The following is a 12,838-nucleotide window of genomic DNA, read 5'->3' as shown; positions in this document are numbered from 1 at the left end:
GGCCGGCCGCGGCACGGGGACCGCCGCGCGCCCTGCCGCCGCCACCGGCCGGGCGGCGGGCCGGGCCAGGGGCAGGACCGCGCCGGGGGGCGCCTTGCGGAAGGCGAAGGCCATGGGGAGCTTCGCCCAGGTGAAATCGCGGCGCGAGGGCAGCGCGGTCTCCGACGGGCCGAGGAACAGGAAGCCACCGGGCAGCAGCAGCCGGTGCAGTGTCTGCAGCGTGGCCTCCTGGGTGGGCCGGTCGAAATAGATCAGCAGGTTGCGGCAGAAGACGATGTCCTGGCTGGCGTTGCCCGGCAGGGTGGCGGCCTCGAAGACATTGCCGCGGCTGAAGCGGACGGAGCGGCGGGCCGCCTCGCTCGGCCGGAAGCCGCCCGGCACCGCCTCGAAATGCCGGTCGCGGAAGGCGAGGTCGGCGCCGCGGAAGGCGTTGCGGCCATAGACCGCGCGCTGCGCCAGGGCGATGGAGCGGGCGCTGACATCGACCGCCTCGATGAGGAAGCTGTCCGGCGCGAACCCCGCATCCAGCAGCGCCATGGCCATGGAATAGGGTTCCTCCCCGGTCGAGCAGGGCAGGCTGAGGAGGCGGAGCTTGCGGCCGAAACTCCATTCCAGCGCGCCGTCGCGCAGCAGCTGCACCATGGCGTTGAAGGCGCCGCGGTCGCGGAAGAACCAGGTCTCCGGCACCACCACCGCGTCGATCAGCTCCTGCAGCTCCGCCGCGGACTCGCGCGCCAGCGCCGCATAGGCGGCCGCGTCCTCCAGCCCGCAGGCCGCCTGGCGCGCGCGCACCGCGCGGGCGATGGCGGCGCTGCCGATGGTCGCGGCGTCGAGCCCCATCGTCTCCTTCAGCAGGCTCTCGATCTCCTCGGTCATCCTCGCAGCTCCGCCGGGGACGCTCCGCCGGCCAGGGCGAACAGCGCTCCGGGGTCGATCCAGCGGATCAGCCCGCGCTCATGCGCCAGCACCGGCCCGAGGCCGGGGCCGCCGCCGGCGAAGCCGGGGGAGACGAAATCGGCGGGGTCGAGGCGGAGCGTCTCGCTCGCCCGCTCCAGCACCAGCCCGAGCAGGGGCGGCGCGCCCGGCCCGGCATCCCGGACCAGGGCGATGCGGGTGCTGAGCAGCAGCGGCGCCGGGCGGCCGAGCAGCAGCTCGCCCGGGTCGATGACCGGCACCGGCGCGCCGCGCAGGTTGATGGCGCCGATGCCGCCCGGCGCCGCGCCGGGCGCGGTGCGGACCCGGACGCAGGGCAGCATCTCGCTGATGCGGTTGGCGTCCAGGACGCAGGGATCCTCGCCCAGGTGGAACAGCAGAAACAGCATGGCGCGGCCTTCCAGCCCGATGGGGTCCGCCTACCCCTGCAACCTGAAGCGGGAGACGCTGCCGCGCAGCGCGGTGGCGACATGGTTGAGCTCGTCGATCGCCAGGCTCGATTGCTGCAGCGATTCCACGGTCTGGCTGACGGCCTCACCGAGCTGCGCCAGGGCGTCGCTGATCTGCCCGGCCCCGGTGGCCTGGGCTTGCATGCCCTCGCTCACGCTCTCGAAGCGCGGGGCGAGGCCCTGGACATGGTCGATGATGACCGCGAGCTGGCCGCCGACCTGCTGGATCTCCTGCATGCCGCGGCGGACCTCCTCGGAGAATTTCTCCATGCCCATGACGCCGGCGGAGACCGCCGACTGGATGTCCTTCACCATCTGCTCGATGTCGTAGGTGGCGACCGCGGTCTGGTCCGCGAGGCGGCGGATCTCGGTGGCCACCACGCTGAAGCCGCGACCGTACTCGCCGGCCTTCTCCGCCTCGATGGCGGCGTTGAGGGAGAGCAGGTTGGTCTGGTCCGCCACCTTGGTGATGGTGGTGACCACCTGGTTGATGTTGCCCGCCTTCTCGTTCAGCACGCCGAGCTTGGCGTTGATGGAGCCGGCGGCGGCGGCGACCTGGCGCATCATCTCCTCCATGCGCGCGAGGCCCGACTTGCCCTCTCCGGCCAGGGTGGCCGTCTGGTCGGCGACGTCGGAGACCTCCTCCATCGTCCGCACCAGCTCCTTGGAGGTGGCCGAGATCTCGCGGGAGGTGGCGCCGATCTCGCTGGTGGTGGCGGCGATCTCGCTGGCCGTCGCCTGCTGCTGCTTGGCGGTGGCGGCGGTTTCGGTGACCGAGGTGCTGACCTGGATGCCGGCGCGCTGGATCTGCCCGATCAGCGTCGTCAGGTCCGTGACCATGCGGTTGAAGGCCGCGGCGAGGACGCCGAATTCGTCCTGGCGATCCAGCTCCACCCGGCGGGTGAGGTCGCCCTCGCGGATCAGGTCCGCCGCCGCGGTCAGCCGGCCGAGCGGGACGGTGATGGCCCGCAGCAGGAAATAGCCGGCGGCGAGGGCGAGCAACGTCACACCAGCGATGGAGGACAGCGCGCCGATCTGCGTCGCGCGGCTGGCCTGGACGATCTCCGCGGTCGCTGTCTCGACCCGTTGTCGGTTATGGGTGACGCCTTCGAGCAGCGCGGCCTGGAGCTGGTCATAGACCGGGTTGATGCGCTGCTGCAGCAGCTCCCGCGCCTCGGCATTGCTGTTGGCCTGGCTCAGCCGCAGCACCTCGGCCTCCCCGGCGCGGTAGGCATCCTCCAGCGCCCGCACCTTGTCGAAGGCGCGCCCGGCCACATCCTCCCCGCCGCCTTCATGCTGCTGGCGGGCGAGGCGGGCAAGCAGGTCGCGGTTGGCCCGCAGCCGGTCCTCAATGGTCCGCATGGCCGTGGCGTCCGTGGCCAGCACATGCGATTGCAGCAGGGCGTAGCGCTGCCCCCAGTCGATGCTGAGCTCTGCTGCCAGGTTGAGATCGGCCGCATCGTCCCGGACGAGTCCGACCTGGCGATTGACCTCGCTGGTTTGCCAGTAGGCGATGCCGCCGGCGGCTACCATCGCCGCCAGGACGATAGCGAAGCAGCCGGTGATGATGCGGGCGATCGGAACGTTACGCATTCCAGGAGATTCCATATCCTGGCCGGGCGGGCAGGTGGAACAGCCCGGCCGCGAGGGCCCCAGGCTGGCCGGTGGCAGGGCGGAAGCGGGCCGGGTCACTGGACGCAAGGCGGGGCTGGGTCATCGGCCTGCCATCGTAGGTTGTCCTCAAGGTTTTTTAGAGAACGCGCCAAGTGCCCGGAACGCAAGTCAGGCACCGGAGGTTGAGTTCCCCGTACCGGCTGGACGGCGTCCCTGCCATGGCTGGAACGCCCTAGGGGCTTTTGACAGCTGTCAACGCTACCACTCGGCGCTTGCCAGAGAGTGTCCAGAGGGCCTACGGATTTACCCCGTAATAAGTGGGAAAAGCCGTAGATGACTCCAGCCGTGCCGGCCGAGGCCGTAGCGCCGGCCCAGCTCGACGGGCTGATCCGCCAGGATGCGCTCACCCTTAGCGGCCAGCTTGCCTCGCTCCGGGCCAGGCTGTTCCCGCCGCAATCGGTCAAGACGCTCCGGCGCTTCTCCAGCGGCGAGGCGGCGGCGCTGATCGGCGTGACGGATGCCTATCTCCGCCAGCTCTCCCTCGCTGGCCAGGGGCCGCAGCCGGAGACCGGCATCGGCGGCCGCCGCTCCTACTCCCTCGCCCAGATCAACGAGCTGCGCCGCTTCCTCTCCGCCTCCGACCGCCGCAGCTACGAGCCGCAGCGCCTGCCGGGAGAGCCGCTGCAGGTCCTCGCCGTCACCAATTTCAAGGGCGGCTCCGGCAAGACCACCACCGCCGCCCACCTCGCCCAGTACCTGGCGCTGCGCGGCTACCGCGTGCTGGCCATCGACCTCGACCCGCAATCCAGCCTCTCCGCCCTGTTCGGCATCCAGCCCGAGGCCGATCTCGGGGAGAACGACACGCTCTACGCCGCGCTGCGCTACGATGACCGGCGCCGGCCGCTGCGGGAGGTCATCCGGCCCACCTATTTCGACCGGCTGGACCTGGTGCCGGCCAATCTCGAATTGCAGGAATTCGAGCACGACACGCCGCGCATCCTGGCGCGCGGCACGCGCTCCGGCGAAAGCCCCTTCTTCGCCCGGATCGCCGAGGTGCTGGCCGGCATCGCCCCCGCCTATGACGTGGTGGTCATCGACTGCCCGCCGCAGCTCGGCTTCCTCACCCTCGGCGCGCTCTGCGCCGCCACCGGCGTCATCGTCACCATCCACCCGCAGATGCTGGACATCGCCAGCATGGGGCAGTTCCTCTTCATGACCTCGGACCTGCTGGAGGTGGTGCGGAGCGCGGGCGGGCGGCTGGACTACCGCTTCCTGCGCTACCTGGTCACCCGCTACGAGCCGCAGGACGGGCCGCAGACCCAGATCGTGGGCTTCCTCCGCACCCTGTTCGGGGAGCGGGTGCTGACCAATGCCATGCTGAAATCCACCGCCGTCTCCGATGCCGGGCTGACCAAGCAGACCCTCTACGAGATCGGCCGCCAGGGCGGCGCGCGGGGCAGCTACGCCCGGGCGCTGGAGGCGATGGACGCGGTGAATGCCGAGATCACGGACCTCATCCGCCAAGCCTGGGGGCGCCCCGCATGAAGCGCAAGCAGCTGCTGAAGGACCTGCTGGCGGCGGGACCCGCCGCCGAGGCCCCCCCGCCCGAGTCGCCGACCCCCGAGGCCGTGGGCCGCCGCATCCCCTCCGGCGCGGTGCGGGCCATGGGGCTCGACCTCTCCCGGCTGCAGGAGGAGGCGCGCCGGGCCGAGCGACTGGAGCAGGAGATGCGCAACGGCCAGGCGGTGCTCGAGATCGACCCCGCCAGCGTCGATCCCTCCTTCGCCGAGGACCGCATCGCCCGCACCAGCGATGCCGAATACCGCCGCCTGGTGGAGAGCATCGCCGCCGCCGGCCAGCAGGTGCCGATCCTGCTCCGCCCGCATCCCGACTCGGCCGGCCGCTACCAGGTGGCCTATGGACACCGGCGTCTCGCCGCCGCGGCGGAGCTCGGCATCCCCGTCCGGGCCATCATCCGGCCGCTGACGGATGCCGAGCTGGTCATCGCCCAGGGCAAGGAGAATGCGGAGCGGCGCAACCTCTCCTTCATCGAGCGCGCGATCTTCGCGGCGGAGTTGGAGGCGAAGGGGTTCGACCGTGCGACGCTGCACGCGGCACTTGCCGCCCATCCGGCGGAGATGACCCGCTACCTCGCCGTCGCCCGGGCGATCCCGCGCTGGCTGGTGCGGGCGATCGGACCGGCGCCACGGGCCGGCCGGCCGCGCTGGATGGCGCTGGCCGAGGCCGTCTCCGCCCAGGGCGCGCTGGAGGTGGCCGCCCGCTTGGCCGAGCAGCCGGATTTCCGCGCCGCCCCCTCCGATGCCCGCTTCGGCCTGGTCCTCGCGGCGCTGCGGCAGGTGGCGCCGGAGCCCGCTGCCCCGGCCCTGCCCGCGGTGCCGCAGGGGCTTTCCTTCATCCATATCGAGGAGCTGGAGGAGGGGACCCGCTTCACCATCCTGAACTCGGCCCCGTCCGGGCTTGCCGCCTTCCTGCTCGGCCGGCTGGTGGAGCTGGTGGGGGAGTTCGAGGCGCGGCGGGACGGCGGCGAGGGCTAGCGGCACACCGGCAGCGGGGACTCTGGTGAGTACATCCCCCGCAAGGGTGTGGACATTGGTGAGGCGGGCTGGCCCCGCCCTCACATCGGCCGCGCGACATGCTGACCGATATCGGTCCCTGGGCGCGGGCCGGCAGGTCCTCGAATCTGGCGCGTAGCCGCCACACCAGCGCCGAGCGCGATATCCGACTCGGAAAGCAGGTGCTTTCCGGGCCGGGCTTCAGCGGATGGCGACGACCTTCGGCAGGACCGGTGGGCGGGAGGGCTTCAGCACCACCCCGTCATCGACGACCTCCACCTTCGCGGCGGGATAGACGGCCAGCGCCATCTGCAGCGCCCCGGTCCACTTGTTCTTGAAGTGGTAGAGCTCCCGGTAGCCGGCGCCGAACTGTCCCTTCAGCGCTGGCCAGGGCACCAGCTTCGGCCCCGCCAGGGCGTGCAGCCGGTAGGCCAGCCAGAGATAGGTGTCGAGCGCCGCCGGGTTGTTGGAGAGGGCGCGGATCGCCGCCTCTTCCAGCGGCACCGGATGGCGCCGGAGCTGCTCGAAGAAGCCCTCGGAGAGCTTCGCCGTCTCCAGCGAAAGGCGGCCCTGCCCGGCCTGTTCATCCTCGATGAACAGGGCGCGGTCCACGATGGACTGGTTGATCAGCCCGGCCGACTTGCCGCCCTGGAGATGGAAGGTCAGCCGGCAGCGGGAGATGCGTTCCGCCTGGTCCTTCACCAGCATGCCGGTGCGGCCGCCGACGCTGACGCCGATGCGGCCCATCCAGTCCCGCAGGCTGCGCCCCAGCTCCACCTCGCGCGAGCCGGTGCGCAGCGCTTCCGTCTGCAGGTAGAGGAGGATCAGCCGGGCATGGCTGCCGAAGGGCACGCCGAGGAATTCCAGCGGGCCATCGCCGTGCCGCGGCCGGCGCCCCGGCTCCACCACCAGCCGCACCCGCTCGGCGGCGATTTCCCAGGCCTGGTCGTCCGGCAGGCGGCGATGCGGCAGCGCGCATTGCGCCCAGCCGCTGTAGACGAAGCTGAGCGCGCCATCCTCATCGCCCATATAGGCGGCGGCGGCTTCCACCAGGTCGCGGCCCAGCCCGGCCTGCAGGGCAGCCTGCTTGCCCTTGGTCTCCAGCAGGTCGTGTACCGTCCCCATCACCGGCTCCGTCCGGTCCAGCACGGACCCCGTCATGCGCCCTTCTGCCACGTCCAAGGCCTCCGGTCGCCGTGGACTTCGGTGAGACAACTACTAGGGAAGATATTTGTTTCTACTATTAGTAATTGATCACCAGAATCCACGGGATAACCCAGCCAAGCCCTTGTTCCGTCGTGAGCCGGCCTCACCAAAATCCACGCCTTCCTCACCGGAATCCCCGCCGCGGCGGTGGACGGGCCTCACCAGACTCCACGCGACTCGGAGGCGCAACGGGCTGCCGGTCCAGGGCGCCACTGCGGCGGGGGCCCCTGGGGGCCCGTCGCCTCACCAAAGTCCACGCCGCCGCCCTTGTCGGCGGCAGCCGGAGAGGATATACGTAAGGCATATCCAAGACCGTGGCCATGACCCGCACCACCCTGTTCCAGAGCAACCGCTCCCAGGCCGTGCGCCTGCCGAAGGATGTCGCCTTCCCGCCCGGCGTGCGGGAGGTGGCGATCCTCCGCGACGGCGCCCGGCGCGTCATCGTCCCCGCCACCGCGCTGTGGGACGATTTCTTCGCCGCGCCCGGCATCGACCTCGGCGAGCGGGCCCAGCCGGAGCATCAGCGCCGCGAAGCCTTCTGATGCTCCGGCACATGCTGGACACCAATCTCTGCATCCGCCTGCTGCGGGACCGGCCGCAGGGGCTGCGGCCGCGCTTCAACGCGGAGGCGGAGACGCTCTGCATCTCGACCATCACCCTGGCCGAGCTGCTGCACGGCGCCGCCCGCTCCGCCCGCCCGGCCGAGAACCGGCGGGCGGTGGAGGGGCTGGCGGCGCGGCTCGCAGTCCTCGCCTTCGACGAGGCCGCCGCCGCCCATGCCGGGGAGATCCATGCCGAGCTGGAGCGGCGCGGGCAGCTCATCGGGCCCTACGACATCCTGATCGCCGGCCATGCCCGCAGCCAGGGCCTGGTGGTGATCACCGGCAATCTCGGCGAGTTCCGCCGGGTCGAGGGGCTGCGCTCGGAGGATTGGCTGGCCCCGACCTGATGCCGGCGGGGCGGTATCCCCGCGCCTCAGGCGAGGCCGCCGGCCCGCCGGAAGGGGCGGGCGCCTGCGGCCTGCTCGATGCAGGCAGCCTCCACCGCGCGGCCGAACAGGTAGCCCTGCCCGATGTCGCAGCCCTGCTCGGCGAGCAGCCTCGCCTGCAGCTCCGTCTCCACCCCCTCGGCGACGGTCGTCTTGCCCAGGCGCCGCGCGAGGCCGATCACCGCCGCGACGATCGCGGCGTCGCTCGGCTCGGAGGGCATGCGCGCGACGAAGGTCCGGTCGATCTTGATGGTGTGCACCGGCAGCTGCCGCAGATGGGTGAGGGAGGCATGGCCCGTCCCGAAATCGTCGAGCGCGATGGTGACGCCCGCCGCCGAGAGGGTCTGCAGCGCGCGCTCCACCGGCAGCGCCAGCCGGCCGAGGAACACCGTCTCCGTCACCTCGAGCTCGAGCCGCGACGGATCGATGCCCGCGGCGTGGAGCCGGCTGAGGATGCGCTCGGCGAAATCGCCCCTGGCGAAGTCGCCCGCCGCGCCGTTGATCGCCACCCGCCCGGGATCGAAGCCCTTGTCGAGCCAGCGCACGAGGTCGGCGAGCACCCGCTCCAGCATGCGGTCGGTGAGCTGGACCGACAGCTCGGCATCCTCGAAGGCGGCGGAGACCGCGCCTGGCGGCATGACGCCATGGTCGCGATGCTGCCACCGCAGCAGCGCCTCCAGCCCCACCAGGGCGCCGGTTCGCAGGCAGATCTTCGGCTGGTAATGGGGCACCACGCGGTCGTCGGCCAGGGCCTGCCGTGCCTCGCGCAGCATGGTGGCGCGGCGCTCCGCCTCCTGGCGCATCGCCGGCCGGAAGCCGCGGATGCTGCCGGGGCCCGCGGCCTTGGCGGCGTAGAGGGCGAGGTCCGCGCTCCGCCGCAGCTCCTCCGCATCGGTGCCGTCCCGTGGCCACATCGCCGCGCCGGCGCTGAGGCTCGGCGCCACGCTGCGGCCATGGAGCGCGAGGGGCGCGCCGACCCCCTCCAGGATCCGCTCCACCGTCTCGATGCGGGCATCCTCCGGCTGCAGCCCGGGGAGGATCACGGCGAATTCGTCGCCGCCGAGCCGCGCCACCGTGGCGCCGGGGGGCGCGTTGCGGCAGAGCCGCTCGCCCACCGCCCGCAGCACGGCATCGCCGGCCGCATGGCCCAGGCCGTCATTCATCGCCTTGAAGCCGTCCACGTCGAGGGTGATCAGGCCGACGCAGCGCCCCGCCGCCCCGGCCTCGGTGAAGGCGGCCTCCAGCCTTTCGGCGAACAGGGCGCGGTTCGGCAGGCCGGTCAGGGGGTCGTGATGCGCCGCCCGGCGGAGATCCTCCTCCACCCGCTTGATGGTGGTGATGTCGAGCAGGGCGCCGACTGTACGTACCGGCCGCCCCTCCGCGGCGCGGATCATCTGGCCGCGGGAGAGCATGTGCAGCCAGGTGCCGTCGGCGGCGCGGATGCGGTACTCGGCGAGCCAGCTTGTGCCCGTGCCCTCCAGCACCTCTTTCACCTGCGCCACAAGCCGGTCGCGGTCCTCCGGGTGGAGCAGCTCCACCCACCACTGCAAGGAGGTGCCAGACTTCGCCTCCGGATAGCCCAGCACCGTCTCGATCGCGTCGCCCCACTGGACCTGGTCGGTTTCGTGCGACCAGTCCCAGATGATGTCCTTGGTGGCGCGGGAGGCCAGGCGGTAGCGCTCCTCGCTGGCGCGCAGCGCGGTCTCGGCCAGGACCTTTTCGTGGATGTCCTCCAGCGTGCCGTACCATTTGACGACGGCGCCATGCGCGTCCCGCCGCGCCTGGGCCCGCGCGCGGACCCAGCGATAGCTGCCGTCGCGCTGCTTCAGGCGGTAGCGGATATCGAGCGGCAGGACGCCCCTGGCGGCGACCACCTGCCGCCAGGTGCCGGCGGCCGCCGCCCGGTCCTCCGGATGCACCGATTGCACCCAGCCTTCCCCAAGCGCCTCCGCGACGGGGACGCCGACCACCTCGGCCCAGCGCGGGCTGCCTTCCGAGATGGTGCCATCGGGCTCGGCGAGCCAGGGGATCTGCGGGTTGAGCGCCACGGAGTAGCGGTGGTGCTCCTCGCTCCGCTGCAGCGCGGCGACCAGCTCCTTCAGCCGCTCGGCATCCCGGCCGGTGAGTTCCGCGATGCGGCGGTCGTGATAGCCGATCCCGAGCCCGATCGAGAGCACCAGGATGGCCGAGGCGATGACGAGGGCGGGAATCCCGCTCATCTCGAGCGCCAGGCCCTCCGTCGGATCCGCATCCGTGGGCATGATGGAGACGCCCGATATCGCCACGAAATGCAGGACAAGGATCCCGCAGGCGAAGACGAAGGCCGGCCCCAGCGGGGGCTGGATATCGGAGCGTGCCGCGAGCAGGCGCACGGCGACGGCGCAGAGCACCAAGCCGGCGACAATCGAGGCGACCATGAGATCGGCATCGTAGGAGACGTCGCCGGCCACGCGCAGCGCTGCTATGTCGCAGAAATGAGCGAGCGCCAGCGCGGCGCCGATGAGCAGGCCACCCGCCACCGGCCGCTCGACCGCGCCGCGGAACGCCGCCAGCCAGCCCCCTGTGGCGACGCCGCAGGCCAGGAGGATGGACAGGACCGCCATCCGCACGTCGAAGAGGATCTCGACGTCCGGCCGGTAGACCAGCATGGCGGCGAAATGCACCACCCAGATGCTGATGCCGGTGACCAGGCCCGCCGGCAGCAGCCAGCGGATCCGCCGCTCCGGCGCCGCCGCCCGCCCCCGTTGCGCCAGCATGAGCGAGGTGAGGCAGGCGAACAGGCAGAGCGCCGCCACGAGCAGGAGGAGTTCCGGATGATGCTGGGTGGTCAGGCAGGAATACACCCGCATCATCTGCCGGGGTCCCGGTCATGGCCGGAGATGGAGGCAAGGCACACGCGCAACCCAACCCGCCGCATGGCGTCTCGGTTCAGCTCCAGATTTAGCATGCCCGGCAAATTTACGCCTCGTAATGCATGGGAGGTTCCAACCTAGCCTGTCTTTCTGCTCTCCGGTCGGTCAGTTCCTCCCCGGATCGCTATGGGTCATCGCCCTACGATTTGGGGCCGGCGCTGCCGCGCCGGGGCCTCCCCTGGTGCCATCCTTCGTCGTGGCAGCCGGCTTGGCGGCAGGCCGCTTGGCCCGGCCTGCCCGAGTGGCGCGAGCGGCCGCTGCCCCCCCCGCGGTCTGGCCGCACTGGACCCTGCTCCGTGCGGCTGTTCCAGCCATTCGCCGGCGGTGCGGCAGCATCCGCGCCCCCTCTGCCCGGGCGGCATCGCCCGCAGGGTTGGTGCGGCGGCTACGCGCCGGGCTGAAGGACCTACCGGCCGCGTGCCCGTGGACCGACCTCGGTCGGCATCGCACGCGGCCGGCATGAAACCACGACCGATCTAATTCGCGATGGCGCCCACCTGCGCCACCAGCCCGGCGAAGAAACGCTGCTGCTGCTGCTGGAAGGTGGCGAAGTCCTCCGGCGGCAGCCACCAGGGCGTGGCGCCCTGCTCGCGGAAGACGCGGTGCAACCCGGCATCCTGCAGGGCCGCATGGGTCAACTCCGCCAAGCGCCCGACAATCGGCGGCGGGATGCGGGCCGGGCCGACCAGCCCGCCCCAGGAGGTGATCTCGAGCTGTGGATAGACGCTGTTCGTCGTCGGCACCTCGGGCAGCAGCGGGCTGCGCTCCTTGCTGGTGATGGCCAGCGGGCGGATCTGCCCCTGCTGCACCGGCGCCAGCAGGCTGGCCAGGTTGTCGAAGGCGAAGTGGACGCGCCCGGCGATGAGGTCGAGCAGCATCGGCGCGCCGCCGCGATAGGGCACATGCGCCATCTCGAGCCGCGCCACCTGCTTCAGCCATTCCATGGTCAGGTGCGGGCTGGTCCCGGAGCCGCCCGAACCATAGAGGTACTTGCCCGGATTGGCCTTCACCAGCACCACCATCTCCTGCAGCGAGCGCACCGGCAGGCGGGGGTTGCAGAAGAGCAGGTTTGGCACCTGCCAGATGCCGGCGACATAGGTGAAATCGCGGGCGGGATCGTAGGGCAGGCTGGGGTAGATCGACGGGGCGATGGCCAGCGAGGCGATGCTGCCGAGGCCGAGCGTGTAGCCATCCGGCGGCGCCTGGGCGATCGCCGCCTGGCCGACCGTGCCGCCGGCGCCCGAGCGGTTCTCGACGACGAATTGCTGGCCCGCCAGCGCGCTGACGGTGCCGCAATAGGCGCGGGAGAGAAGATCGGTGGCGGCGCCGGGCGGGAAGAGGTTGATGTAGCGGACCGTCTGCTCCGGGTAGCGGGCCGCGCGGACGGGCCGCGCCGCAGCCATGGCGAGGACGGCACCGCCCAGCAGGAACGGCCGCCGCGGCATGCGCCGGGCGGGGCCCTTCGAACGTGACATGGAAGCCTCCTGTCGTTCCGGCTCTGGCGGCCGGTCGGCGGAGTGTGCTTCTTGTGACGGAGCCTCTGGCCTCACCTTGCGGTGAGGCCAACCAAGCGGGGCCGGGCCGCGGGAGAGCGTGGAACGGCCGCAGGCGCCGAAAACGACAAAGCCCCCGAGGCTGTGGCCATCGGGGGCTTCGGAGGAGGTCTCCGGCTTGCGGGCGGCGGGTCCGGCGAGCGGACCGTCACCCGGCAGGGCAGTATTCAATCAGGATCCGGCGAGGTGGCCCGGCGGCGACCGACTCTCCCGCTGCTTGAGCAGCAGTACCATGGGCGCTGAGGTGTTTCACGGCCGAGTTCGGGATGGGATCGGGTGTGTCATCCTCGCGATGACCACCGGGCCACCTGGCCGGATCCTGATGGAAAGAACATCCGGGATTGGTTGTGCGGTTCTGGAAGTATGCGTGTGTGCGCGGCTTGGTGCTGCATGCGGTGCCACCCTTGCGGGTGGCGCTGCAGTGATGATGGATCTGAGCTCTATCGGGCGATTAGGACCGCTTGGCTGCGTGCATTGCTGCACTTCCACCTGCGGCCTATCGACGTGATGGTCTATCACGGCCCTCGAGGGAGACCTCGTTTTGAGGGGGGTTTCCTGCTTAGATGCCTTCAGCAGTTATCCCGTCCGCACTTGGCTACCCAGCTGTGCC

10 protein-coding genes and 2 rRNA genes are annotated in these 12,838 nt (G+C 71.3%); 4 read left to right on the top strand and 8 right to left on the bottom strand.

Features of this window, described 5'->3' with window-relative positions:
* The 3 genes from NJ376_RS27100 to NJ376_RS27090 all read right to left on the bottom strand — a co-directional run.
* Nucleotides 1-876, bottom strand: an 876-nt coding sequence (locus tag NJ376_RS27100) for a CheR family methyltransferase (protein WP_252956479.1), incomplete at its 3' end; no start/stop codon positions are given.
* Nucleotides 873-1,322: a chemotaxis protein CheW gene (locus tag NJ376_RS27095; protein WP_252956478.1), complete on the bottom strand. Its 450-nt coding sequence runs from the start codon at nucleotides 1,320-1,322 to the stop codon at nucleotides 873-875. The genes NJ376_RS27100 and NJ376_RS27095, both read right to left, overlap by 4 nt.
* Before the next feature lie 30 nt (nucleotides 1,323-1,352).
* Nucleotides 1,353-2,975 carry a methyl-accepting chemotaxis protein gene (locus NJ376_RS27090; RefSeq protein ID WP_252956477.1) on the bottom strand — a complete coding sequence of 541 codons (1,623 nt, stop codon included), beginning with the start codon at nucleotides 2,973-2,975 and terminating at the stop codon, nucleotides 1,353-1,355.
* A 354-nt stretch (nucleotides 2,976-3,329) separates the two neighbouring features.
* Here NJ376_RS27090 and repA point away from each other — a divergent pair, with 354 nt between their 5' ends.
* Entirely contained in the window at nucleotides 3,330-4,541 is a 1,212-nt protein-coding gene (gene repA, locus NJ376_RS27085) for a plasmid partitioning protein RepA (protein WP_252956476.1), read from the top strand.
* The gene (gene repB, locus NJ376_RS27080; protein ID WP_252956475.1) at nucleotides 4,538-5,551 is read left to right on the top strand and encodes a plasmid partitioning protein RepB; all 1,014 of its coding nucleotides are present in this window, start codon (nucleotides 4,538-4,540) and stop codon (nucleotides 5,549-5,551) included. Before repA ends, repB begins: the two co-directional genes overlap by 4 nt.
* Nucleotides 5,552-5,770: 219 nt before the next feature.
* Here the strand turns inward: repB and NJ376_RS27075 are convergent, their stop codons facing one another.
* Nucleotides 5,771-6,730, bottom strand: coding sequence for a replication protein RepA (locus NJ376_RS27075; protein WP_252956474.1), 960 nt, complete (start codon nucleotides 6,728-6,730; stop codon nucleotides 5,771-5,773).
* A 365-nt stretch (nucleotides 6,731-7,095) separates the two neighbouring features.
* On the opposite strand from NJ376_RS27075, the gene vapB reads away from it, so the two are divergent.
* A complete protein-coding gene (gene vapB, locus NJ376_RS27070) occupies nucleotides 7,096-7,317 on the top strand; it encodes a type II toxin-antitoxin system VapB family antitoxin (RefSeq protein ID WP_252956473.1) in 222 nt (73 codons plus the stop codon).
* The gene (vapC, locus tag NJ376_RS27065; protein ID WP_252956472.1) at nucleotides 7,317-7,724 is read left to right on the top strand and encodes a type II toxin-antitoxin system tRNA(fMet)-specific endonuclease VapC; all 408 of its coding nucleotides are present in this window, start codon (nucleotides 7,317-7,319) and stop codon (nucleotides 7,722-7,724) included. The genes vapB and vapC overlap by 1 nt, the downstream gene beginning before the upstream one ends.
* A gap of 26 nt (nucleotides 7,725-7,750) precedes the next feature.
* On the opposite strand, the gene NJ376_RS27060 is transcribed toward vapC, so the two are convergent.
* The 4 genes from NJ376_RS27060 to NJ376_RS27045 all read right to left on the bottom strand — a co-directional run.
* Nucleotides 7,751-10,615, bottom strand: a complete 2,865-nt coding sequence (locus NJ376_RS27060) for a bifunctional diguanylate cyclase/phosphodiesterase (RefSeq protein ID WP_252956471.1) — start codon at nucleotides 10,613-10,615, stop codon at nucleotides 7,751-7,753.
* Nucleotides 10,616-11,151: 536 nt separating this feature from the next.
* Nucleotides 11,152-12,150 (bottom strand): Bug family tripartite tricarboxylate transporter substrate binding protein, encoded by a 999-nt coding sequence (locus NJ376_RS27055; protein WP_252956470.1) that lies wholly within the window; start codon nucleotides 12,148-12,150, stop codon nucleotides 11,152-11,154.
* A gap of 267 nt (nucleotides 12,151-12,417) precedes the next feature.
* Nucleotides 12,418-12,532, bottom strand: a 5S ribosomal RNA gene (rrf, locus tag NJ376_RS27050).
* A gap of 126 nt (nucleotides 12,533-12,658) precedes the next feature.
* Nucleotides 12,659-12,838: ribosomal RNA gene (locus NJ376_RS27045) — 23S ribosomal RNA — on the bottom strand; the annotation flags it as partial.

Origin of the sequence: Siccirubricoccus soli (assembly GCF_024178315.1) — a bacterium.
GTDB lineage: Bacteria > Pseudomonadota > Alphaproteobacteria > Acetobacterales > Acetobacteraceae > Siccirubricoccus > Siccirubricoccus soli.
This window is presented reverse-complemented; position numbering and strand designations above follow the sequence as displayed.